At 60.5% G+C, this 23,437-nt stretch carries 27 protein-coding genes; 15 read left to right on the top strand and 12 right to left on the bottom strand.

Annotated features, from left to right (window positions below):
• Positions 1-87 precede the first annotated feature (87 nt).
• The 10 genes from ACWUI7_RS03805 to ACWUI7_RS03850 form a co-directional block, all read right to left on the bottom strand.
• Positions 88-369 carry a hypothetical protein gene (locus tag ACWUI7_RS03805; protein WP_496640869.1) on the bottom strand — a complete coding sequence of 94 codons (282 nt, stop codon included), beginning with the start codon at positions 367-369 and terminating at the stop codon, positions 88-90.
• Positions 370-552: 183 nt separating this feature from the next.
• Positions 553-903, bottom strand: a complete 351-nt coding sequence (locus tag ACWUI7_RS03810; RefSeq protein ID WP_496640870.1) for a type II toxin-antitoxin system PemK/MazF family toxin — start codon at positions 901-903, stop codon at positions 553-555.
• Between the two features lie 9 nt (positions 904-912).
• The gene (locus tag ACWUI7_RS03815) at positions 913-1,365 is read right to left on the bottom strand and encodes a PaaX domain-containing protein (RefSeq protein ID WP_496640871.1); all 453 of its coding nucleotides are present in this window, start codon (positions 1,363-1,365) and stop codon (positions 913-915) included.
• Positions 1,366-1,687: 322 nt separating this feature from the next.
• Complete coding sequence (locus tag ACWUI7_RS03820; RefSeq protein ID WP_496640872.1) at positions 1,688-2,722, bottom strand: tyrosine-type recombinase/integrase; 1,035 nt, start codon at positions 2,720-2,722, stop codon at positions 1,688-1,690.
• Positions 2,715-3,095, bottom strand: coding sequence for a DUF5805 domain-containing protein (locus tag ACWUI7_RS03825; protein ID WP_496640873.1), 381 nt, complete (start codon positions 3,093-3,095; stop codon positions 2,715-2,717). The genes ACWUI7_RS03820 and ACWUI7_RS03825 overlap by 8 nt, the downstream gene beginning before the upstream one ends.
• A gap of 708 nt (positions 3,096-3,803) precedes the next feature.
• Complete coding sequence (locus ACWUI7_RS03830) at positions 3,804-4,709, bottom strand: phosphoribosyltransferase HisG-related protein (RefSeq protein ID WP_496640874.1); 906 nt, start codon at positions 4,707-4,709, stop codon at positions 3,804-3,806.
• 55 nt (positions 4,710-4,764) lie between these two features.
• Positions 4,765-6,012 (bottom strand): hypothetical protein, encoded by a 1,248-nt coding sequence (locus ACWUI7_RS03835; protein WP_496640875.1) that lies wholly within the window; start codon positions 6,010-6,012, stop codon positions 4,765-4,767.
• A gap of 73 nt (positions 6,013-6,085) precedes the next feature.
• Complete coding sequence (locus ACWUI7_RS03840; RefSeq protein WP_496640876.1) at positions 6,086-6,919, bottom strand: MBL fold metallo-hydrolase; 834 nt, start codon at positions 6,917-6,919, stop codon at positions 6,086-6,088.
• 192 nt (positions 6,920-7,111) lie between these two features.
• Positions 7,112-8,179 carry a sensor histidine kinase gene (locus tag ACWUI7_RS03845; protein ID WP_496640877.1) on the bottom strand — a complete coding sequence of 356 codons (1,068 nt, stop codon included), beginning with the start codon at positions 8,177-8,179 and terminating at the stop codon, positions 7,112-7,114.
• A gap of 51 nt (positions 8,180-8,230) precedes the next feature.
• Positions 8,231-8,518: a hypothetical protein gene (locus ACWUI7_RS03850; protein ID WP_496640879.1), complete on the bottom strand. Its 288-nt coding sequence runs from the start codon at positions 8,516-8,518 to the stop codon at positions 8,231-8,233.
• Between the two features lie 522 nt (positions 8,519-9,040).
• Between ACWUI7_RS03850 and ACWUI7_RS03855 the strand changes: the two genes are divergently transcribed.
• Genes ACWUI7_RS03855 through ACWUI7_RS03865 form a run of 3 tightly spaced genes read left to right on the top strand, consistent with a single transcriptional unit; the run spans position 9,041 to position 10,569 of the window.
• On the top strand, positions 9,041-9,178 hold the full coding sequence (locus ACWUI7_RS03855; RefSeq protein ID WP_496640880.1) for a hypothetical protein: 138 nt from the start codon (positions 9,041-9,043) through the stop codon (positions 9,176-9,178).
• Positions 9,179-9,184: 6 nt separating this feature from the next.
• Complete coding sequence (locus ACWUI7_RS03860) at positions 9,185-9,583, top strand: ArsR/SmtB family transcription factor (protein ID WP_496640881.1); 399 nt, start codon at positions 9,185-9,187, stop codon at positions 9,581-9,583.
• Positions 9,580-10,569: a permease gene (locus tag ACWUI7_RS03865; protein ID WP_496640882.1), complete on the top strand. Its 990-nt coding sequence runs from the start codon at positions 9,580-9,582 to the stop codon at positions 10,567-10,569. The genes ACWUI7_RS03860 and ACWUI7_RS03865 overlap by 4 nt, the downstream gene beginning before the upstream one ends.
• 12 nt (positions 10,570-10,581) lie before the next feature.
• On the opposite strand, the gene ACWUI7_RS03870 is transcribed toward ACWUI7_RS03865, so the two are convergent.
• Complete coding sequence (locus ACWUI7_RS03870; protein WP_496640883.1) at positions 10,582-10,977, bottom strand: ArsR/SmtB family transcription factor; 396 nt, start codon at positions 10,975-10,977, stop codon at positions 10,582-10,584.
• A 432-nt stretch (positions 10,978-11,409) separates the two neighbouring features.
• Between ACWUI7_RS03870 and arsD the strand changes: the two genes are divergently transcribed.
• The 12 genes from arsD to ACWUI7_RS03930 all read left to right on the top strand — a co-directional run bounded on the left by arsD (position 11,410) and on the right by ACWUI7_RS03930 (position 22,049).
• Positions 11,410-11,739: an arsenite efflux transporter metallochaperone ArsD gene (gene arsD, locus ACWUI7_RS03875; RefSeq protein ID WP_496640884.1), complete on the top strand. Its 330-nt coding sequence runs from the start codon at positions 11,410-11,412 to the stop codon at positions 11,737-11,739.
• A gap of 3 nt (positions 11,740-11,742) precedes the next feature.
• The gene (arsA, locus tag ACWUI7_RS03880; RefSeq protein WP_496640885.1) at positions 11,743-13,683 is read left to right on the top strand and encodes an arsenical pump-driving ATPase; all 1,941 of its coding nucleotides are present in this window, start codon (positions 11,743-11,745) and stop codon (positions 13,681-13,683) included.
• Between the two features lie 38 nt (positions 13,684-13,721).
• On the top strand, positions 13,722-14,096 hold the full coding sequence (hcsL, locus tag ACWUI7_RS03885) for a halo-CC-star protein HcsL (protein ID WP_496641098.1): 375 nt from the start codon (positions 13,722-13,724) through the stop codon (positions 14,094-14,096).
• Positions 14,087-14,308: a halo-CC-star protein HcsS gene (gene hcsS, locus ACWUI7_RS03890; protein WP_496640886.1), complete on the top strand. Its 222-nt coding sequence runs from the start codon at positions 14,087-14,089 to the stop codon at positions 14,306-14,308. Before hcsL ends, hcsS begins: the two co-directional genes overlap by 10 nt.
• A 148-nt stretch (positions 14,309-14,456) precedes the next feature.
• Positions 14,457-14,681: a YgaP family membrane protein gene (locus tag ACWUI7_RS03895; RefSeq protein WP_496640887.1), complete on the top strand. Its 225-nt coding sequence runs from the start codon at positions 14,457-14,459 to the stop codon at positions 14,679-14,681.
• A 52-nt stretch (positions 14,682-14,733) separates the two neighbouring features.
• The gene (locus ACWUI7_RS03900; protein WP_496640888.1) at positions 14,734-16,221 is read left to right on the top strand and encodes an NAD(P)H-hydrate dehydratase; all 1,488 of its coding nucleotides are present in this window, start codon (positions 14,734-14,736) and stop codon (positions 16,219-16,221) included.
• On the top strand, positions 16,214-16,717 hold the full coding sequence (moaC, locus tag ACWUI7_RS03905; protein ID WP_496640889.1) for a cyclic pyranopterin monophosphate synthase MoaC: 504 nt from the start codon (positions 16,214-16,216) through the stop codon (positions 16,715-16,717). The genes ACWUI7_RS03900 and moaC overlap by 8 nt, the downstream gene beginning before the upstream one ends.
• Positions 16,714-17,547 carry a glycerophosphodiester phosphodiesterase gene (locus tag ACWUI7_RS03910; protein WP_496640890.1) on the top strand — a complete coding sequence of 278 codons (834 nt, stop codon included), beginning with the start codon at positions 16,714-16,716 and terminating at the stop codon, positions 17,545-17,547. The genes moaC and ACWUI7_RS03910 overlap by 4 nt, the downstream gene beginning before the upstream one ends.
• 314 nt (positions 17,548-17,861) lie before the next feature.
• Positions 17,862-19,049, top strand: coding sequence for an extracellular solute-binding protein (locus ACWUI7_RS03915; protein ID WP_496641099.1), 1,188 nt, complete (start codon positions 17,862-17,864; stop codon positions 19,047-19,049).
• A 15-nt stretch (positions 19,050-19,064) separates the two neighbouring features.
• The gene (locus tag ACWUI7_RS03920; RefSeq protein WP_496640891.1) at positions 19,065-19,949 is read left to right on the top strand and encodes a carbohydrate ABC transporter permease; all 885 of its coding nucleotides are present in this window, start codon (positions 19,065-19,067) and stop codon (positions 19,947-19,949) included.
• 1 nt (position 19,950) lies between these two features.
• Positions 19,951-20,856, top strand: a complete 906-nt coding sequence (locus ACWUI7_RS03925) for a carbohydrate ABC transporter permease (RefSeq protein ID WP_496640892.1) — start codon at positions 19,951-19,953, stop codon at positions 20,854-20,856.
• Positions 20,853-22,049 carry an ABC transporter ATP-binding protein gene (locus tag ACWUI7_RS03930; RefSeq protein ID WP_496640893.1) on the top strand — a complete coding sequence of 399 codons (1,197 nt, stop codon included), beginning with the start codon at positions 20,853-20,855 and terminating at the stop codon, positions 22,047-22,049. The genes ACWUI7_RS03925 and ACWUI7_RS03930 overlap by 4 nt, the downstream gene beginning before the upstream one ends.
• Here ACWUI7_RS03930 and hflX read toward each other — a convergent pair.
• Positions 22,043-23,323: a GTPase HflX gene (gene hflX / locus ACWUI7_RS03935; RefSeq protein WP_496641100.1), complete on the bottom strand. Its 1,281-nt coding sequence runs from the start codon at positions 23,321-23,323 to the stop codon at positions 22,043-22,045. The two genes, ACWUI7_RS03930 and hflX, sit on opposite strands and share 7 nt — an antisense overlap.
• Between the last annotated feature and the right edge of the window lie 114 nt (positions 23,324-23,437).

Consider the following 23,437-nt stretch of genomic DNA (forward strand, 5'->3'; position numbering starts at 1 on the left):
ATATTTTGGCTCTGTTGAATTCCTCTAGAACTGATAGAAAGTGCTTGCTGAATACAGAGTATGTAGCACCAAGTTGCGGTTTTCAGATTAAAAAATGTCAATTACACCTTTTGCTTTGTCCGGTACTGAATTCAAAAATTCTTTCCACGGTTTATCCACTTCGTTTGTCAAGATCTCCATCTGCCTGCGTTTTAATATAATGAGAGTTTGTTCTCGGTCCTCTTCGGATAGCTCTTCTCTATACTCATTTAATAGGAATTCAGCCCTATCGATTTGCCGTAGTTGGTTTTCCTGACTTCTTGTCAGTTCTTTGGTTCTAGACCGCAGAAGTTCTTCATATTTCTCCTCGCTAAGCAATTCAGTATCCATATTTCCTCATTGTGTTTATTTCTACATAAATCAAGTGAAGTGCCGAATATGAGCACTGTATTCAGCACGGTTGCTGAAAACTATCACCGACTAAGGATTTCAACAAAGCCGCGAGTGCCTACAGAGCGCAGTGTGAACACGCCAAAAAACTCTCTCAGCTAGTCTCAAAGCCAATTTCGTGTTCTACGGTCGAATCATATCGTCGACAGCGTCTGCGATGAGGTCCATACCTTCGTCGGTGAGTCGTCCCCGTGGAAGAGTATCGTCTATACTGGAGAGAGAGATCGTGTAGATCGCCCACGGGAGGACGTACGTAGTCTTCTTGAGGTGGGTATTGTTGATGACATCGTTCGGGAGAACAGGCGTTGAGTGCTTGTACCGCTCGTCGGCCTTCGTGCCGAGACAAACGACAGTTGCTTCCTCTTCCAAGTAGGGCCGGTCAGCATCTGAGATGACAACGACAGGCCGTGGGTTCGTATGAGCTCCCGTCGGGTCGACCGCAAAGACGAGGCTACCCTGAAAATACCATGTCATATCGAGTCGCTACGCCTGCTCGGAGTCGTCGACGCTCTCAATCCAGTCTTCGGGTGCAGGTTCTTCGTTGGCACTGCTGTGCTGTCTGGTCTCGGAGTGTGTGTTGCTCGTGGGGTGGTCATCCGTTTGCTCGATATCGTCAGGGGTGAAGCCATCGTGGTAGCGGTCGGTGAGGGTCTGAACTTGAACGAGGCCGCGAGAGAATCTCCGGAGGTCATCACGGCTCTCGAGGGCGTGGTAGTAGCCGTCAGCGGTCTTGCCGATGTCGCCGTCGTTGAGAAGACGGGTGAGCGTGCCCGTGATACTTCCCTTTGGGATGTCATCAAGTCGGTTGTGGATCTCGGAGGGTGTGAACCCGTAGTTGGGGTTCGTATAGAGGAGGCAGATAATGGCAGCCTTGTTCGTACGCGGGTTGATCTGGACGTCGTCGGATGGGTCGTGAGTTCGAAGGTCGACAGGCATGGTGGAAGCCTCTTTGTATTTGATTGTAGGCGATTGTAGGTGATAACTGTTTGGGGAGGTGAGGCGCTGAGAATCAACCACGCTGTAACGGCATCCTCCGAAGAGCCTGTTGGCAATCAGACCAAGTACGAGACGCACCATCTGTCGTCTGGTTGGTGGTTTGTAGAAATTCAAACGCCGAATCTGTGAACATCAGCAGCCGCAGTTTCTATATCGTAGTATACGGTTTATGTGATCGGCGTCCAACGGAAATTCAGCCTGGAGTTTGACATGTATGTCTACTGCGTAGACAAATCCGCGCCAGAGACGGGTTGTGTACCGCTTACTCGAGGAGTCTGAAGACGTTCGCTTCGTACGTCGACCGAACTTGGTCTCCCCAATTGTGTGTGTACGTGTCGATGACGTCGTCGGCGACGTCGCCGCGGAGGTACTTGACGACACCGCGGTCACCGGTCGTATCGCGCAAGTGTGTGGTGAAAAAGTGTCTGAAGTAGTGAGGCGTGACGTTCTCTCTGGCTCCACCACCCGTCCGGTACCACCCGTGTTCGCGGGCGTGTTGCTCGACAATGTGCCGCACGGCCGCGGGGTCGAGTCGTTCTCCCCATCCCTCTGCAGTCGCTACGAAGAGTGGTTCGGCCGGAGACGTCGTATCTGGGCGGATAGCGAGCCACGCGCACACCATCGAACGAAGTTCGTCGTCGACAGGGATCACTGTCTCGCGTTTTCGCTTGTTCGAGGCCGTCCTAACCTCGCCGTTTAACGACTCGCCGACGGTCGCCGCGGGGGTCACGTATAGCGAGTCACGACGCCCCTCTAGTGCGGGCCGCGTTCCAAGCGTGTACGCGGCATTCACCGCATCGTCGCTGAGTCGTACGTCACAAAGGTCGAGGTTACACAGCTCACCGACTCGCATCCCGGTCTTCAATAATGTGCCGACAACGGCGCGGTGCAGCGGATGGGTGATCGACGAGATGAACGCCCGCATTGCTGACAGCGAGATATCTCTTCGCACAGGGTCTTTCTCTACGGTCTCATCCATCTCCGCTATCACCAGGGTCATTGGGTTTCCGGTGAACGCTCCGACCTCGGCCATGTACCCGTAGAATCGATGGAGGTACGCGGCGTACGTCGCAACCGTGCTCTCAGCGAGGCCCTCGCGCAGGGAGTGAACGAAGGCCATACAGTCGCGGTGAGTCGCATCCCCCGGTGTTGTTCCGGCGTCAAGTGACGACTCGAACCGTCGGAGAACGCGTTCGTACGCCGTACGCGTTCGCTCAGTCTTCCCGTGATAGGTGAGATCTTCGAGAAAGTACGCGATCGGGTCCTCGAGATCCTGTGGAGCGCGCGCACTACTCATCGGTGAGCACGTACCCCCCGTCTCTGCCGCTGTACCGCACACGGTTTTGATCCTGTAGTGTGTCGAGCGTCCGCTCGAGTCGATCTTCGACGTCGCCGACAACGACCTCAACGAGCTCTTCCCAGGTACACGGACCCCGCTCAAGCGCACGCTCGATCCGGGTTTCGAGGTCGGAACCCCCGGGGTCTACGCTTGAAGAAGGGGTCTCCTCGGTGACGCTCATCTCGGGCGTGGTGAATCCCCGTCGTCCCGCCTGCACCATCGTGCGAAGAAACTCACTCTGAGACATATTTAATTGGTCGGCGTGTTCTTGCCACACTTTTTTTTGTGCGGCAGGGACATACGTCTTGACCGATTGACGGCCTTCACTCATTGAGAGACTGATTTACGCGCCGGTCACTTGAATGTACCTACTGTTCAAGATAAGTGACCTTATCTTGAGTTCCAGAACTGCTTTTCGACTGCCATATATCTACTATCTCAAAATACAGGACCACATATCCGACACTACTCCCTACAATTCTGGATATCTATTTATGATGCACAGACTAGTGGTTTGTCGATACACACGATGCGGCGATACAGACGATTGTATCACCGCCGACTCAGCAAGCGGTAGCGTGGAGCCCCCTTCCTCAGCCGCGAGCGAAGCGAGCGGCAGGGAGGGGGGAAGCGCGTTTGCACACAGTTAATAACCTGTCTGCCATGTCTTCTGGTACTGCCGACCTCGCACATGCCGGGGTCGGTAGATGCCACGAGTAAACTGGCATCTGTGGTCCGAGGCCGTCCGGCCTCGGGCCCTGTACTCGGGGACGACGACCGCGAACGGGTTCGATTCCTGTCCCTATGTTGGGGTAGAGCGCGAGAACACCGGGATTAAATCGGCGCGACAATCCGCGGCACGGCTCCGGTAGGCGGGTCGCAGCACCGCTCCGACCCGCCGGCCACGCCGTGGACGGGAAGAGGAAGCCGGGCCGTGCCCATACACGGGGTCGCGGGGCACAATGTCGTTTCGGTAAAGCCCCGCCCTCAAGAAGTGACCGACCGCCGCAAGGCGGTCGGGAGCGAGTAGGCGGGTAGTTTACACTGTGAGCTTCGACTCCGTAACCACCCCATCGAAGAGTGCGACCGCCTCGCGAGCCGTCGGGTGTGACTCTGCGGTGTTACGCATGAGTACTGTCTCACTCGGGAACAGCTGTTCGCCGATCACGAGTCCGTGATCGCGTGCTGTCGACCCGGTGACCGTGAGGTAGACGCCGAGACCGGCATCAGCGATAGCCGCCTCCTCTGTACGAGTTGCGGGCGGATACACGAATTCGACGCCATCAAGCGCCGCCGTCCCGACAACCGCAGTGACGAGTCGCTCGTACCGCGGCGAGATACACAGCGTCCCATCGTACGCCTCTAAGAAGGCCCGGTCTAAGCGCTCTCCGGGGGTAAGCACGGACGGTCGGCCCATGAGCGTATGATACACTGTATCGCCGAGTCCGGTGACGACGCGCACATCGGTGTCGACCGGGTCGATTCGGTCGTTCACGTCTACGAGATTTCGAAGACCCGATGCGCGGATGCCGACAACCTCCTCTAAGACGAGATCGGCCGAGTCAAACCCGAGTGTGAACTCGTGGGTCCGTAGCGCGCGAAAGGGCTCTTCACGGCCGACGAGCGTTAATTCGACGTCGCCGACGGAGACGGTCACCGCGTCAAAGACGATGCGGCGAGGTTTGCCGTCACGGTCGTCGCGCAACAACGTGAACTCTGGCTCTCGTGGATCATCCGGTTCAGAGTAGTCTGCGAGCCGTTGGTACGGGCCCGCGTCGGCCTCAACGCCGCCTTTCGTCACCGCCTTCTCGTATCGAAGCGTGCTGCTGACCCGGTCGGCGAGCGACTCGAGCGTGTCGGTCCCACCGGCGGCCGCAAGGCGGTCGAGAACCGCCTCAAGCGGCCGCCCCTTTCGAGGAACAGCGACAGGGAGCGGGCCGGTCATTACTGTCTCTGTGAGGCGGGTGCTAAAACGGATTGTGCTTCGGCGGTGGATCCGATCACGGGTCGAGCGCCTCGTTGAGTCGACGACGGAACGTCTCGAACTCGGAAAGCTGGTCTTCGAGCGCTTTGATGTCTGTTTTGAGTGCTGCTAGCTCCTCATCTGTGTGGTCTTCGAGTGCACCTACCTCAGTATCCAAGCGGTCAGCGACGTCTGTGAGCTGTTCGGCACCCATAGGCACGTCGCTCGCAAGCGCGGCATGTGCGCGTTCGACGGCGTCAAGTCTCGTTTCGACCGACTCCACGGCACCCTCGAGAGCTTCGAGCCTGGCGAACACCGCTTCAGCCGGCCCCTCCTCGTCGATCAGCGTCGAGAGGGCGTCTGTGTAGGCGTCGAACTCGCCAACCCGTGCTTGGAGTCGGTCGAGGCGAACGTCGACGCTCGGTGGCGGCCCAGTATCGAGCGCAGAGCGAAGTGTCTCGAGGTCCGATTGTTCGACCTCGTCGCGTCGTATCGCCGCGGCCAACTCGGCGGCGACATCTACTGTCACCGCCTCTTCGGAGGCCGTCGACCCCCTAACAGTGGCATCCCGCTTGGGAGCACCCGTCTTGGCCGTTGTAGAGACCGATACAGCCGGGTCTGTCTCGTCGTCGTCACTCTCGGCTGCGTCTGCCGTTGTCTGCGGCTCCCGTCTGGTGATCACGGAGGTCGTTTGTGACCGCCACGGACGGGGACTGGTCGTAGATTCGGCTGTCGAGTCCGCTTCAGCCGCCGTCTCGGATGGTGCCGCCTCTGATGACGTCGTCTCAGCCGAATCATCGCTCTCGAGAGCGGGAGCTGGCTGTGTGTCGGCCGTATCCGCCTCGAGCGGTTCGAGACCCTTCTGTCCGGTCGAAAGCGCCTCACGGACCCGTGCTGCGCCGTCTGGCCCGAGCACGTCTTCGATCTCCGCATCACGCGACGCGGTGTCAACGGTCGGTTCGGTAAGAAACACCGTTGGATCGGGGTCATCCACTCGGACGCCATAGACGGTCTCGACGGCTTCATCGGGTGCGAGTGTCCGCTCAAACTCGACGCGGTGGTCGCTGTACGCGGTCCAGTGTTCACTCCCGTACGCCGGGTGGAACCCGATCGCTTCCATCCCAATCGCTTCGGGGATCGCATCTACCAGCCGAACCGTAACAGCGGTATCACGTGCGGAAGTAAGTTCGAACGTCACCGCCGGTACGGGAAAGTCATCACGGGTGAACGACTTCTCGACGCGGATTCCATCCGACTCGACGACAGTTGACGCCCGGTCGTTCATGTCAACGTGCACCGCGAGCGGGGTGATAAATTGTGCGGAGGAGGTGGTCGTTGCGGTGCCCGTACGACCGACCTCACAACTCGATCCGATCGCCGATTTCGACGATATCGAGCCGTCTCGGCCGATCGAAGCTCCGAACGTGGTCGTGTAAGGCGGTTGGGTCTGCGGTAAGCCCTTTCCACATGTCCCAGTGAGTTGGCACGAGCCGGTCGAGCGCGAGGTCGGCCGCCGCCTCGACAATCTGTGTCTCGTCGCTGTACCACGTGGTTCTCGTTGGCTCGCCGATGGCCTTATCCGGTATCATGCCGGTCGAGCCGAAGGCGAGAATACCGACGTCAATGTCGAACGCGTCTGCGAGCTCGTGAAACGTCGGTGCGGGCTTACTGTCCCCAGCGTGAAAGATCGTTCCTGTGTCGTGTTCGATCACGTAGCCAACCGGGTGTGTTGCGTCGGGATCGTACGTTTCGACCACATGAACGCTGAACTCGCCGATTTCTCGTGTGTCGCCCACAGAGATTGTCACGAACTGGTCCGAATCGATGTCCCACCGGTCGGTCCACTGCTCGTCTTCACGCGCAACAGCAATGGAATCGTCGGGCGCGATGAGTGGGGCCCCCGTAGCAGCGAGTATCGGCGCCTGTGAGGGACCGTGAACGTGGTCTGTGTGTTCATGTGTCGCCAACACCGCGTCTGCGATATCGACGTCTTCTGGGTCGAATGGAACCGGAATCATCCGGACTGTCCGCGGCGGGTCACCGGTGCCGACGTACGGGTCGATCCACAAGACCGTCCCATCTCGGCCTTTGATCGCGAAGCCGTTACAGCCCAAATACCAGAGTGAGACGGTGTCTGGGTCGGCGTCGGCGACTGCCTGCGGTAGCCAGTCTCCCCAATCGGAGCGTGTCATGTCCCTGCTCATACTGCGAGGATGGTAATTTTTCCGGAGCCCGCGAGAAAATGACTGAATTAAGATATGTTTCCCGTTCGTCTTGGGATGTATATACCACATATTGCTATACAGAAATGGTACGTAGTTGAGGCTGGTCGTCTCAATGCATGCGATGTGGAATTGGTGGTTTGGTTCCGAGAGTCTTATGGCTCACAAAAACTCGATACCCGTGATCTCGAACCGGGCTCCACCAGCGTCGGCTATGGCCACCCTCACGTCCCAACCATGCGCGTTGGCGATGGTACGCACGACAGAGAGCCCGTATCCCGAGCCCTCTTCACGGGTCGTGAACCCGTGGTCGAATACCTCTTCTCGGATGTCCTCGGGGATCCCAGGCCCATCGTCTTCGATGTAGATCCCACCCGGCAGCGCCCCCACCCGGACGGTCACATCTGACTCGGCGTGGTCGACGGCGTTCCGCAAGAGGTTTTCGAATAATTCACAGAGTCTGTCGGCGTCCGCACTCACTGGACGCACCGTCTCGTAGTCCAGCGTTGCCCCATCCGCAGTACCGCCCGTCCCTTCCCACGCGGTGGTGATCACGTCGCTGATGTCGGTCGGTTCCGGACCCGTGACGATGTTACCCTGCTGGGCCACCCGTATCAGGTCGTCCACCAACTGTTCCATTCGGTCGGTCGTCGCTTCGATCGATTCGATGTGCTCGGGATCGCCGGTCTCCTGATAGAGGTCGAGCCGGCCGTCGATCACGTTCAGCGGGTTCCGCAGATCATGGGCCAGGATGTCGGTGAACTCCTTGAGGCGGTCGTTCTGGTGCTCGAGCATTCGCTCGTACTGTTTTTTCGCCGTCGTGTCCTGGCTGATGACTGTATATCCCTCGTTGTGTTCGAGTGGCGAGATGGTCATCGTGGCCCAGAAGACAGAGCCGTCTGCCTGCTCGTGCCACTGCTTGTCACTGATCGTGTCGTCCTCAGCCTCGGCAAGCATAGCAGCGACATCAGGGTGTGATTCGTCCTCTTCAATATCGATATCGAACTCGGCTGTCCCATCGTCGGCAAACAGCTCCCGCAGACTGTTGCCCAGCACCGATTCTGAGTCATACCCGTACAGCGTCCGGGCTGGAGTAGGCCAAGCAATAATCATACCATCTGAATCAAGCATGAAGATAGCGTGGGAGGAAACCCCTTCAATCAGGTGCTGATACAGGGACTCCTCGTCCTGAGTACGCCTTCCACGGGTGCCATCGGGAGGGCTAGACATCGTGGCCCCTCATAGTCGATAGCAAATGGGTGCTCCCAAGAGGGTGGGGCATCACATATCCACCTGATCGGTGTAGATCCGGACCTCTTCCGGGGCCATGACCACTCGGTGGTCCCAAATCTGCGTACAAAGGTATAGCGGACGACCAGAAGACCACTGGAGAGTCTCAAAGATATCGGGATCAATCCACTCAGCCAGCGTGGTGGGAAGCTCGTAGACGTCCACTCCCGCAGCGAGGAACGCATCTACGACTGCCTCACCAGTCCCCTCCTCACTGCCGATCGACTTGCGGACAAGGAGACTGAATTCTTCCTCGTCGAAGGGCGTTAAGGAACTCATAACAGAGTGTAAGGAATTCTCACACATCACACTAGGTGATTTTCACACCTGCCAATTTTTTGATTATGTGAATAAAACGTCCTTAATCAATACTGCCGACCGCTGGGGGTGGTGGGCAAGTGGTGTTTGTACTCAGTGGTCTCGAAGTGGATAGTACATCCGCGTCACCCAAGTTGTACAACGGTTCGAGTGTCGTGGGTTCTCTGTTCGACATGGTGGTATAGATTCATGTGGGTAGTTGATCTGCTGGTATTGGATTCGGTCACGTTCGCTCCTCCGCGTTGAGTACCGAGCGTAAGTCGCCCCAGCTCGGTGGACCTAGTAGAAATGACCCGGTAGCTGGATGAGAACAACAGTGAGACCGGGTAGGAAGCCTCTCGATCAACGAGCATGTCGTAGAAACACTACATTGAAGCGCTTTCTCAAGTATATCAGCCTACCAACAATACAGCTACCAGGTAAGTGCTGTCATCTGAACGTCTGACCAAATAAGTTAAGCCGTATCGGGATTCACCGATATGTATGTCGATACTCGACCGACTGTTCGGTGGCGGGTCAGACGACGAGAACAGTTGTTGTGACGTGAAGATAGAGGACGTTGACAGCGACCACGACGAGCGAGGTATGCCTACCGAGAACAGCACCGGCACAGACGATTGATCGCCGATGCCAAACACACAGAACACGCCGAGTCAGACCAGCGCTGAATCTGCAAGTGGGACGCTCCGACGAATCGAGAGTGAGGCCCGTCGTGACGAGCCGTTTCCCGCTACCCGGCGAGCCAACGATACAACGATCGAAGCGGAGCTATCGTCGCTTAAATCGTTGGCAAGCGAAAACCGGCTCGCAATCGTCCACGCGCTCCGAGACGGTGAACTCTGCGCCTGCGAGCTAGAGACGGTGCTTGACGCACCACAGTCCACGGTCGCGTCGCACCTACGGAAGCTTCGCGATGCTGGTATCGTCGACACGCGAAAGGATGGAAGGTGGACGTATTACCGGATTGCGGACACCGCAAGCCTCCAACTGATCGATCTGGCCGCAGCACTGGGTGACGACCGATGATCCCACCAGGCACTGAGGCGGCGTTGCTCGACTCGTGGGATTACTTCCTTCACCTGGTGACGATCCTCACGCCACTGTTCATTGGGGCGTCATTCCTCGTCGGACTTGCACAGGAGTACCTCCCACCAGCGCGCGTCGAGGAGATGCTCCAAGCACGAGATCACGGGAGTGGGAACGTTCTTGCGGCGGGACTCGGGGCGGTGACGCCGTTCTGTTCGTGCTCGACCGTGCCCGTACTGGCTGGGCTGCTCGGCGCCGGCGCACCCACAGGAATGGCGTTCTCGTTTCTCATTGCCTCGCCGATCGTCAACTGGATTGCCGTGTTTCTCTTGTTCGGGTTATTTGGAGCCGGCGTAACCATCGCGTACGTGACTACTGCGCTGCTCGCAGCGGTTATCGCAGGCCTGGTTATCGGGACGTTCGACCTCAGTGAGTACATCAAAGACGTTCGTATCACGACTGGTGGCCGCGAGATTGCGACCGATGGCGGCACGTCTCCCTCGGCTCCGGCCGACGCCAGCGGATGTAGCGAGTGCAGTACGGCGGCGACGAATCGAACGCACAAAGCACGCGTGACTGCAGCCGGCGAAGGCGCAGTTTCGTTCTTCCGTGACACCCTCCCGTACATTGCCGTCGGGATCGCGATCGGTGCGCTGATCCACGGGGCCGTACCCGCGGCGTTCCTCCAGCGGGTCGCCGGGCCAGAGAATCCGCTCGCGACGCCGATCGCCGCACTCGCCGGCGCGCCGATCTACGTGAGCATCAGTGGCATGTTACCGATCGCTCACTCGCTTACCGAGGCCGGAATCCCGATCGGGACGGTGATAGCATTCGTCATCGGTGGAGCAGGTATCAGCATCCCGAATCTAATCCTGTTGAACAAGCTGTTCGAACGCCGATTGCTTGCAATCTACGCGGCGACGGTGGTGACGGTTGGGATCATGATTGGCGTGCTGTTCAACACGGTCCTCGCCGGGGTGCTCTGAGCCGGGTAGCGTTCACAGTAACCGTGAGCCGTCGAGTGCGACGAGAACCGCGTTCGCACGCGGTGTTGCCCGGTACATCCGCCACTTGCCTTCCTTTCGGCGGGTGACGAGACCGGCATCAGTGAGTTTTGAGAGAGCGTGACTGATTGCGCTGTCGCTGACGTCCAACAACGGAGACAGTTCACAGACACACAACTCGTCGTCGTCGGTCGCGTGGAGCATTCGGACGATCTTGTACCGCGTTTCGTTTGCGAGTGCAGACAGCAGTTCGACGTCGTCGTTCATCTCAGACCCGCCGATAGCCTCGTTCAACGCTTCGAGTTCTGCGATTCGCTCTGATAGGTCGTCATCGGTACAGGACCCGCATTCGTCGACGACGTACCGTCGGAGGCGATCGGTCGAAGACATACGATACAGTTGCGCAGATATGAGAATAAGGATTGTGGAGTGTCCTCTCCACCGATATAGTCGCCAGTACCGTCAATAGAGAGATTGTTCAGCTATTCTCTCGCCAATAAGCTGCGTGCACACCTTCTAAACCCGATGGACTGATCACAAGCGTGACCGTAGCATGGTGTCGTCTTCCCGTGCGTTTTTGCTCCTCACAACACGAAACAGCGTGCTATCTGCCTGAAGAAGGGCACTGTCGACGGAGCCATGCGATACTCATCGGTGTCGGACAGACCCGGCGATCGGCCACACAACCGACGTGTGGCTCTCGATCAAAGGCCTTATAATTGTATGAACAGATATTCAAATGAGTCGATCGAAATGGACAAATCGACACGGTGTCTTACGGTGTGCGGTAGCGCCGGCGATCGACGACTATCGAGATCCATCATGACTGAACTCACCCTCTATGAGGAAGCGATGTGTTGTTCCACCGGGGTCTGTGGCCCCGATCCCGACGACGAACTCGTCGAGGTCAGCGCGGCACTCGACCAACTCGAAGACGCGTTCGATGACCTTGAGGTCAGCCGAGCGAACATGCAACACAACGTCGATCAGTTCCTCGAAACCCAGCGAATCTACGACCGCGTACAGGAAGACGGCACGTCGATCCTCCCGATCACGGTCGTCGACGACGAGATCGTCGCGGAAGGCGAGTACCTCTCGTACGACGATCTGACCGCAGCTGTCAGCGAGAGCGCCGCGCCACAGGAGGCGTAACGAATGGCATCAACACAGCCGACAACGACGAACGCGAGTGACGTCGTGGAACCGTCCGACGACGAGACCGAGTTCGTCTTCTTTAGTGGGAAAGGCGGCGTCGGCAAGAGCACGGTGAGCTGTGCGACTGCGACGTGGCTCGCCGACAACGACTACGAGACACTGCTGGTGACCACCGACCCTGCCCCGAACCTCTCGGACATCTTCGGGCAGTCGATCGGCCACGAGGTCACCGCGATCGACGGGATCGAGAACCTCTCAGCGATCGAGATCGACCCGGACACCGCCGCCGAGGAGTACCGCCAGGAGACGATCGAGCCGATGCGCGAACTGCTCGGTGAAGAGGAGATCCAGACGGTCGAAGAGCAGCTCAACAGCCCCTGCGTCGAAGAGATCGCGGCCTTCGACAACTTCGTCGACTTCATGGACAGCCCGGAGTACGACGTCGTCGTCTTCGACACGGCGCCAACGGGCCACACGATTCGACTCATGGAGCTCCCGTCTGATTGGAACGCAGAACTCGAGAAGGGCGGCTCGACCTGTATCGGGCCGGCGGCCTCGATGGAGGACAAAAAACAGGACTACGAGCGCGCGATCGACATACTTCAAGACGACGAGCGCACTTCCTTCGCCTTCGTCGGCAAGCCCGAGGACTCTTCGATCGACGAGATCGAACGCAGCGCGAGCGACCTCGGCGAACTCGGGATCGAATCCCAGCTGTTGGTTCTCAACGGCTACCTGCCCGAGTCGGTGTGTGATGACCCATTCTTCGAGGGGAAACGCACGGACGAACAGGCCGTCATCGAGCGCGCCCGCGAGGAATTCGACGCGGATGTGACCGCTACGTACCCGCTTCAGCCCGGCGAGATAGCTGGCCTCGAACTCCTCACAGACGTGGGCGGCGTTCTCTACGACGGTGACGAGGCCACCATCGATGTCGGGGCTGCGACTACTGCCGAGACCGACGGCGCAGTCGATTTCAATTCGATGGGAGACGCCGACGCAGTCGTCGACCAGCTCACGCCGGGCGCGGAGACACAGTATCTCTTTTTCACCGGGAAAGGAGGCGTCGGCAAGAGTACCGTCGCTGCAACGGCGGCAACGAAGCTCGCCGAGGCCGGTCACGAGACGCTCGTCGTCACGACCGACCCGGCCGCACACCTCGAGGATATCTTCGGCGAGCCGGTGGGCCACGCGCCCACCGCAGTCGGCCAGGCGAATCTCGACGCGGCGCGTATCGATCAAGAGGAGGCGCTCGCAGAGTATCGTGCGCAGGTCCTCGATCACGTCACCGAGATGTACGAGGACAAAGCGGACACCCAGATCGACGTCGATGCCGCAATCGCAAACGTCGAAGAGGAGTTAGAGTCGCCCTGTGCCGAAGAGATGGCTGCGCTCGAAAAGTTCGTGAGCTACTTCGATGAGGACGGCTACGACGTCGTCGTCTTCGATACGGCACCGACGGGTCACACATTGCGCTTGCTCGAGCTTCCTTCCGACTGGAAGGGGTTCATGGATCTCGGCTCGCTGACGAAAGGTGCTGCACCCGCCAAAGGCGACCAGTACGACGAGGTCATCGAGACGATGAAAGATCCCGAACGGAGCACCTTCGCGTTTGTGATGTACCCCGAGTACACACCGATGATGGAGGCGTATCGGGCCGCCGCAGACCTCGAAGATCAGGTCGGCATCGAGACCTCGCTCGTCGTCGCCAACTATCTTCTCCCTGAGGAGTACGGCGACAACGCCTTCTTCGCGAACCGGCGCGCTCAGCAGGCGGAGTACCTCGACGAGATTCGCGACCGGTTCGATGCGCCATTGATGATAGCACCGCTCCGGCGGAATGAACCGGTCGGACTCAACGAGCTGAGCGACTTCGGTGAGGAGATCTCCGGGCTCACGGCGGTCGCTGATGCCGACACACCGGAGGTGACCCCCTCGTGAGCGATACGCGAGATGCGGACGAGGCGGCTGACGGCAGCATGGACGTATCGGGCGAAAGAGATCTAGAAGCCAACGTAGAAGTGGCACTTCGCGGGTTCCTCGACGCCCTCGATGAGTCGGAGACGTACCGCCAGTTTGTCGCGGCCGACGAGGCGTTACAGGACGATGACGACGCGATGGCGCTGCGCCGCGAGTATCGGGGTAAACAACAAGAGATGCAGCGCGGCGAGTTCGACACGTCGGTGATGACGGAGCTAAAACGACTTCAGACCGAGATGTCGAACACGGAGACGATCCAGCGCCAGGAGGCAGCACAGACGGCGCTCGTCGAGTTGCTCCAGCGAACGAACGAAACCATCTCCGACGAGATCGGCGAGGAGTTCGCGCGCACTTCTGGAGGTGGGTGCTGTTGAGCGCTTCCGATGAGGGTACCGTCGAAGGCGGACTCAGTGACGACGAGGTCGTAACAGCGGCCACGCGTCTGGGCGAGGAGCTTGCGGCGGCGAAAGCGGAACGCTCGGAGTTCGCGTTCACCACCATGGTGACGCAGTGTCTCGAGGCGATTAGCGACCAAACCGGAGTCGACTACGGCAGCGTCTGCGGTACTGACGACGACTGCTGTTAGTTGCTCGGTCGGCGCTTTTGTTGGCCCGTGTATCAAGCGTTCGGGCCCCCATCACACCCCACCGGTTCCGGAGAAAATCGTCGACACGTGGCAGTGACCGTGTCGATCCGAGAGGTTAAGTGGGTCACTGCCGTAGTATTGTACTGTAATGACACGGCAATGCGAACAGCGGGTTAGACGACTCGCCGGTGTCGTTGTACTGCTTGGGGTCGGACTCTCACAGCTCGTCAGTCCATGGTTCCTCGCGGTCGCAGCCTTTGCTGGGTTGAATTTGTTACAGAGTAGCTTCACCGGTATCTGTCCCGCAGAGTGGTTTATGCCCGGATGTGAGACCGCTGATTCAGACACGACCGCGGACGATCCGGCCGTCTAAGCGAAATCGATCTGTCCGTACGTTTTTATCCGATAGCGCCGCAGCAACACACGTGATCTCGAGTCAGCGTATGGCTGCGGCCGACGCCAACGCCGCGGCGCTCGGCGTCTCGCCTGTCCGACTGATGGAGTCTGCGGGTGGCGCACTCGCACGCGAGGTGCTCACCGTCTCCGACCCAGGCGACACCGTCACCCTCCTCTGTGGCCGGGGAAACAACGGCGGTGACGCGTTCGTCGCCGCACGTCACCTCACTGACCGCGAGGTCGTCGTCTTTCTCCTCGGTCGTCCGACGACAATCCACACGGCAGCAGCGCGCGAAAACTGGGACAGTCTCGAAGCGAGTGAGGTTCCGACGAGCGTCGTCACCGACTCGACCGACCTTGAGTTCGGCTCCCCCGACGTCGTCGTCGACGCACTGCTCGGTACTGGCGTACAAGGCGCTCCGAGGGAGCCTGTTCGGACGGCTATCGAACGGATCAACGACTGGCGTGCGTCGTCTGGGGTGGACTCTCCAGTAGTCGCCGTCGATGTCCCGACAGGGATCGACGCCGATACCGGCAACCCAGCCGGTGACGCCGATCATATGGCTGTCGATGCCGACCGGATCGTGACGTTTCACGACGAGAAACCTGGCCTGGCATCGCTCGACGCGACGGTGACCGTCGCATCTATCGGCATCCCGGCAGCGGCGACACAGTGCACCGGACCCGGTACGCTGCTCGGGCTCGGCCGTGATCCAGACTCCCACAAGGGCGACAACGGAGCCGTGTTGGTCGTTGGAGGCGGGCCGTACGCCGGAGCACCGACGTTGACCGCGCGTGCTGCGCTCCGGGCCGGTGCCGACCTCGCACACGTCGCGTGCCCGAGTGAGGTGGCAGACACCGTTCAAGCGTTCAGTCAGAACCTCATCGTCCACCCCCTGTTGGGTTCGACGCTCGATTCGTCTCACACCTCACAGCTCATGTCGCTGGCGACCGACGTCGACACGGTCGTGATCGGCCCAGGACTCGGCGACGCACCGGCGACCGCCGACGCAGTCGCGACGTTCCTCGCCGAGTACGAGCGACGAGTAGTCGTCGACGCCGACGCTCTCCGCGTCGTTCCCGACGTCGACACCGACGCCGAGGTGATCTGTACGCCTCACCAGGGTGAACTCCGTGAGATGGGCGGTGAAACGGCCGCTGACCCGGTCGAGCGCGCACGACTCGTTCAGGCGTTTGCCGCTGAACTCGGGTATACGCTGCTCGTCAAGGGACGACAGGACGTGATCGCGGGCGTACCAACAGAACCCGGACACGACGGGTCGGTGGTCACCAGACGCAACCGAACCGGAAACCCTGGGATGACGGTCGGTGGAACCGGCGACGTCCTCGCGGGGGTCGTCGGTGCTCTCACAGCACGCACGACACCCTTTGTTGCTGCCGCCGCTGGCGCCTACGTGAATGGCCTCGCCGGCGACGCAGCGGCCGAGGCGCACGGTCACGGCCTCGTGGCGACGGACTTAATCGATCGGCTCCCGCAGGCGCTGTACGATGAGTGACCACGGATCGGGAGACGATCTGACACACACGACGAGCGACGGTGACGTGCAGATGGTTGACGTCGGGTCGAAGCCGACGACGGCACGACGGGCGGTGGCTCGTGGGGAGATTCGACTGACGGCGTCGACGGTGGAGGCGATCCGCGCCGACGAGGTGGCCAAAGGGGACGTACTGGCCACCGCGCGAATCGGCGCGATACAGGCGGTCAAACACACCTGGGAGACGATCCCACTGTGCCACCAGATTCCGATCACCAACGTAGAGACCGAGTTCGTCGTCGAACCCGATCGCGTCGAACTGACCGTCGCTGTCGAGACGACGGGAACGACCGGCTGTGAGATGGAGGCGCTCGAAGGGGTCACAACCGGTCTCAACGTCGTCTGGGACATGGTTAAAGCCGCAGAGAAGGACGCGGACGGCTCGTACCCAGAGACCGCGGTCACGAACATTGAGGTGGTCTCGAAGACGAAGCGCCCGATCGAGGACGCGCCGTGACGGGGCAGGATGTGTCGGCAGGGCGCACACCGGAGGAGTGCACACGTATCGCACACCGCGGGTTCGCCGGCGAGCACCCCGAGAACACGGTCGCCGCGTTCGAGGCGGCGAGCCGACAGGCGGACCTGATCGAACTCGACGTCGTCGCGACCGCCGACGGCGATGTAGTAGTGTTTCACGATGACGAACTCGCGGGTCGCGACGCGGGAGCCCGTGGGCTCACCGACATCGACGGTCTGGTATGGGAGACCGACACGGCAACCGTCGCGCGTGCGGAGGTACTCGAGAGTGGCGAGACTGTACCCCAGCTGTCGACGGCGCTCGAAGCGATTCCACCAGCTGTCGGGGTGAACATCGAGCTAAAGAATCCCGGACGATCCGACCTGCACGTCGCCGAGAAGCTCGACCTAGATACACTTTCCGACCGGATCGACGCGTGGCGACCATTTGTCACACGCGTGGTCGAGACGCTGGAGGAGTACGACCACGAGGTACTCTGCTCGTCGTTTTGTGAAGGGGCGCTGGCGGCCACCCGCGAGGTGTCGTCGTATCCGGTCGCGCCGATCTGTTGGCGCTCCGTCGAAGATGCCCTCGCGATCGCCGAGCGACACGACGCGGCGGCGATCCACCCGCCGATCGAACTGGTCGGCGGGACGCCGTTCACTGACGGGTCGGTCGCGGGGGCCGAGCTGGGGCTCATCGAGCGGGCCCACGCTGCGGGTCGTGCGGTCAACGTCTGGACGGTAACCACGTGGTACGAGGCGACGCAGCTCGCGGCGGTCGGCGTCGACGGCCTCATCAGCGACTACGCGGGCGTCGTCGATCGGTGACTCCTCGCGCTGGGTGGTGACATCTTGCGTCCGTCCAGACAGCGCCCTCCGGAGCCCTCCGTGTGGATACGGAGCCGCTCGTACCACTGTGTGTCGGCCGTACTCCTCTTAGCAGCGGTTTTTACCCGGCTATTGAAACGGCAGGGTACATGCCTCAACACGCGGACGCAGACGGGGGACTCACGCGCCGGCAGACACTCGCGACGACGGGTGCTGCACTCGCTGGGATGACCGGACTTGCGGGCTGTACCGGTGGCAGCGGTGGAAGCGCCGCGTTCACGCCGATCGCCGACGAGCTCACTGCCTGGCACGCAATGGGCGGAACCAACGGCGAGACGCTCGACCAGATCGCGGCCGGCTTTGAGGAGGAGACCGGCATGGCGGCGAACATGGAGTTTCAAGACTCCTACGAGAACGTCCTCACGAACACCCTCGCAGCGTTCGACTCGGGGAACGTCGCAGATATGTTCCAGGTCGACAGCCTCTTCGCCCAACAAGTGTTCGACACCGGGCGAGTGCGGCCTGTCGCGGAGATTCTCCCAGACGACTTCGACACGAGCATCTTACTCGACAACGTCGCCGAGTTCTTCACGACCGACGGCGAACTCGCATCGCTGCCGTTCAACAACTCGAACGCGATCATGTACATCAACCGTGATGCGTTCGAGACGGCCGGACTCGACCCGGACGATCCGCCGAGCACGCTCGCCGAGGTGCGCGCGGCCTCCCAGACGCTCGTCGACGAGGGCGCCACCCAGTACGGCATCTCGTGGCCGAACCACGTCTGGTTCGTGGAGACGTGGTACGGCTTCGAAGGCGAGCTCATGACCGACGCGAAAAACGGGCACACGGGCGACCCATCGACGTTCTACGCGCCCGACCCGATCTACGATCTCTACGACTGGTGGAAGGGGATGGCAGACGACGGGCTCTACACGAACCCAGGAATCGAGGCCTGGGGTGAGGCGACGTCGCTGTTCATCGAACAGGAGACCGCGATGTTGTTGACGAGTACGGCGTCTGTCGCCGGCCTGATCGCCGACTCGGAGGAGTTCACCGTCGACGCAGCACCGTATCCCACGATCTCGGACACGCGTGTCGGGCCGGTTATCGGCGGGGCGTCGTTTTACGTTCCAGACGGGCTTCCAGACGCACGGTACGAGGAGATCGGCCAGCTGCTCCAGTATATGTCGGACCCATCGGTGCAAAAAACGTGGCACAAGGGATCGGGATACTATCCGATCACACAACCGTCGGTCGACTCACTGCGTCAAGAAGGGTGGTTCGAGGAGAACCCAATGTACAACGTGGCACTCGAACAGCTCCAGCAGGGCGACGCGAGCAACCCGGCGACGAAGCGGGCATTGCTCGGACCCGCCCGAAACGTCCAGACGGTGATCCAAGACAAGTCGGTCGACATCGTCAATGCCGCCGATCCGGCGAGTGAGATCGACGCGATGAAAGCCGAGATCGAGTCGGTGCTCACCGAGTACTACGAGTGAGTCTCGAACGTACGCATGGCTTCGCGTGAGCTATTCCACGGTCGACTCGAAGCCGCGGTGTTACTCGCACCGACGGTGCTCGTCTCGGTCGTCTTCCTCTACTACCCGACGGTTATGGCGTTCCGAACGAGCCTCTTCGATGCCGGCTTTGGGCAGGCCCCGGAGTTCGTCGGACTCGAGCACTACCAGACGCTGTTGACCGACCCAGCGTATCACCGGAGCGTCGGCATATCGGTCCTCTTTGCGGCGCTCGTCGTCGTCGGCGTCATCGTCGTGTCGCTGTACCTGACGTTCCTCATCCACGAGGTCGACGTCCGACAGGGCGCGTACCTGATAGCCGTCATCTGGCCCTACGCACTCCCGCCGGCGGTCGCCGCGCTCGTCTTCTTGTTCATCTTTCATCCGACACTCGGTGTGCTCACGGGGCCGATAGAGGCACTCGGTATCGACCTCAACTGGTTCAATGACGGTCTACAGGCGTTTGCCGTCGTGACGCTCACTGCAATATGGAAGCAGATCGGCTACAACGTGATCTTCATGATCGCCGCGATGAACACGATTCCCGACACGCTCACCGAGACAGCACGGCTCGACGGGGTGAGCCGGCTACGACGACTCGTCTCGGTGTACGTCCCGATGATGACGCCGACGCTGTTTTTCCTCGTGATCATCAATACGATCTACGCGTTCTTCAGCACGTTCGCGTACGTGGATCTGCTGACGAGCGGCGGCCCGGCAAACGCGACGAACATCCTCATCTTCGATCTGTACCGCGAGGGCTTCTCGTTCTTTAATTTTGGTGTCGCCTCGAGCAAATCGGTCGTGCTGTTCGTCGTCGTCGGGCTCTTGATGCTCGTTCAGTTTCGGCTGACGGACAAATACTCCTACTACGGTGGCTAAGATGCGTGAAATACGCCAGTACGCGAGACGATGGATCGACGATAGACGCGGCGACGGTTCGGCCACGCGGCCGCGTGACATGGCGGACCGAATCGGCACCGATGGGGTGGCTGTTCACGCCCAGCTCTGGGTTCTCACGCTGCTCATCGTGTTCCCGATTCTCGTTGCGCTCACGGTGAGCACCAAACAACAGGGGATCGTCACCAGTCTGCCCGACCTGATCCCCGGAACCCACGCGATCGATACCTATCGCGAGGCACTCGTCAACTACGGCTTCGCCCGGTTCATGTGGAACTCGTTCGTGATGTCCGTTGTCGTCGTCGTGGGGAAGCTCGTCATTTCGGTTCTCGCTGCGATGGCGATCGTCTACTATCGGGTGCCGTACAAAGATCTCGTCTTTGTATTCGTTCTCTTTACGCTGTTGTTGCCGGTGCCAGTCCGGTTCATCCCGTTGTTTCAACTGATAAACGACCTCGGCTGGGGCAATAGCCTGCTCGCGATTACCGTCCCGTATCTCGCAAGCGCGACAACGGTGTTCATCCTCCGTCAGCACTTCCTCTCGATTCCGACGTCGATCGTCGAGACGGCCAAGCTCGACGGCGTCGGACCGGTCCGGTTCATGTGGTCGGTGTTGATCCCGATGTCACGGGGAGTCCTCGTCGGCGTCTCGATTATCATGTTCGTGTACGCGTGGAACCAGTACCTCTGGCCGCTCGTGATCATCGACTCGGAGGCCAACCAAGTCGCACAGGTCGGACTCCAGCTGTTACAAGGCGACGTGCAAGGCGGACAGCTCTCGTGGTCACTGGTGATGGCGGGGTCGGTACTGACGCTGCTTCCGCCACTCGCGCTCATGATCTACTTCCGTGACCCGCTCTTGAAGACCTTCAGCATCCAACAAAAATGACGACACTAACGCTCCAGAACCTCTCGAAGTCGTTCGGCGACGTGGTCGCCGTCGATGGTATCGATCTCCGGATCGGCGACGGCGAGTTCCTCGTCGTCGTCGGCCCAAGCGGCTGCGGAAAGAGCACCACGCTGCGGCTGCTCGCCGGTCTCGAACGCGCGACCGGCGGCGAGATACGCATGGGTGGTCACGACATCACCGCGACCGAGCCACAGGATCGGAACGTCGCGATGGTGTTTCAGAACTACGCGTTGTACCCGCACATGACTGGCCAACGGAACATCACGTTCGGGATGAACACCTCAGGCGAGTTCTCTGATGCGGAGATCGATCGGCGGGTAAGAGCAGCCGCAGATACGCTCGATATCGCCGATCTGCTCGACCGAAGGCCGCAGGCGATGTCGGGCGGTGAGCGCCAGCGAATCGCACTCGGACGGGCGATCGTTCGCGATCCAGACGCCTTCCTCATGGACGAGCCACTCTCGAATCTCGACGCAAAACTCCGCATTCAGATGCGCGCGGAGCTCACTCGTCTCCACGCTGAACTCGGTACGACGACGGTGTACGTCACACACGACCAGACGGAGGCGATGACGCTCGGTGAGCGCGTCGTTGTGATGAACGACGGGCGAGTGATGCAAGTCGACGCCCCACAGACACTGTACGATTTCCCGGCAAACCGGTTCGTCGCAGAGTTCATCGGTGACCCAGCGATGAACATGATAGACGTCGAACTTGTAGACGGGGTCGCAGTCCGTGAGGCAGTCGAGGTACCGCTTCCGACGATCACAGCCGACTCGAACGGGCCTAGTGCGGCCAACGACCGTGCCGACGTACCCGATCACACGGTCCCGCCCGAGGATACGTCGACCATCTTCCTCGGTGTCCGGCCCGAAGATCTCTATCTCGAATCTACGCGCCCGGACCTCGGGGCAGGTTCGATCGACGCGACCGTCGACGTCACCGAACCACTCGGCGATAGCCTCCTCGTTCACTGCTCGGCGGGTGATGCGTCGTTCAAACTAGAAGCACCACCGCGAACGACCCTCGAATCCGGTGCGTCGGTGCGTGTTCGTCCCGACCCGGAACGGCTCCATCTCTTCGATGCAGAAACCGGTGCCGGCGTGTACCACGCTGCGGCGGGCGGTGAGGGTAAAACCGCCGAGCCGCCGGTATCGCACGGTCGTCACTGAGCCGGGGTTACATCGGCTGCCTTCGCCCGCGCCTTCGCGATAACCGACGGACGGGCCTCGAAGCTGACGGCCACGTGGTCGTCTGCGTACGATTCCTCGTCGACGTGCGCGTGGTCGTACACCCACGAGACGAGACTCATCGCCTCGTCGGACACCGGGAGCAACAGCCGTTCGCGCTCCCAGTCAGGGAGTTCAGCGTCCACTCGGTCACGGAGCTCGGCGACGCCAGCACCAGTCTGTGCTGAGACGGCGACCGGGTTCGGAGCAAGTCCGGAAAGCGCCGCCTGCTTGTCTGCGAGCTCGCCCGGCGCGAGACGGTCGATCTTGTTGAACACGGTTACGACCGGCGCCTCGGCGCGCTCGTAGAGCGTGTCGTGGCTCGTGACAAGCTTCTGGCGCATGGTCTCGACCGATTCGCTGGCATCGACGACGAGGAGGACGAGGTCGGCCCGGTAGACGGAGTCGAGCGTCGACTCGAACGACTCGACGAGCCAGTGTGGAAGGTCGGCGATGAACCCGACGGTGTCGGTCAGCAGCACGTCTCGTTTGTCCATCGCCGCTCGGCGGGTCGTCGTGCCGAGCGTGGTGAAGAGCATGTCCTGTGACTCGGCCGTTCGGTCGAGATCCGGGTGCCGGTCTTCGTTCTCGTCGACGTCAAGTTCAGCGGCCAGCCGCCGCATCAACGTCGACTTTCCAGCGTTTGTGTAGCCAGCGAGCGCGACGAGGTCGAAACCGGAGTCACGGCGTTGTTCGCGGCGAGCCTGTTCTTTCTTCGCGATCGACGACAGCTCGTCGCGGATATCGGATATCTGTCGTTTGATATCCCGCTCGACGCTCTCGTCGTACTCACCGAGCCCCATGAATCCGGGGCGCTCGTCACGCTTCGCGAGGCTTGCTTTCGCCTCTGCGCGCGGAAGTTCGTACCGAAGCCCGGCGAGTTCGACCTGGAGTTGTGCCTTTCGGGTGTTCGCACGCTGGCCGAAGATCTCGAGGATGAGCGTGAAGCGGTCGATCACCGCGACACCCTCGGGCAACACGCTTCCGATGTTGAACGTCTGGTACGGCCCGAGGTCGTTGTCGACCACGACGCAGTCAGCGTCGGCGGCGAGGACGCGGTCCCGAAGCGTCTCGACCTTTCCCTCACCGAACATGAATGCGGCGTCTTCAGTCCGCGTCTGCGTCAGCTCGCCGACGACATCGTACCCCGCGGCGGCCGCGAGGCGGCGTATCTCGGTGAGGTCGGCGTCGCCCGCATCGACCCGTTTGGCGACGATCGCACGCCGACCGTTTGGGTCGGCCTGCCGTCGACCCTGATCGGTAGACCGGTCGTCGCGGGTGTGTTCAGAGTGGTCGATATTCGTCGCGTGCCGGTCGGTCCCGGTCGACCG

Source organism: Halorubrum orientale, from assembly GCF_059623105.1.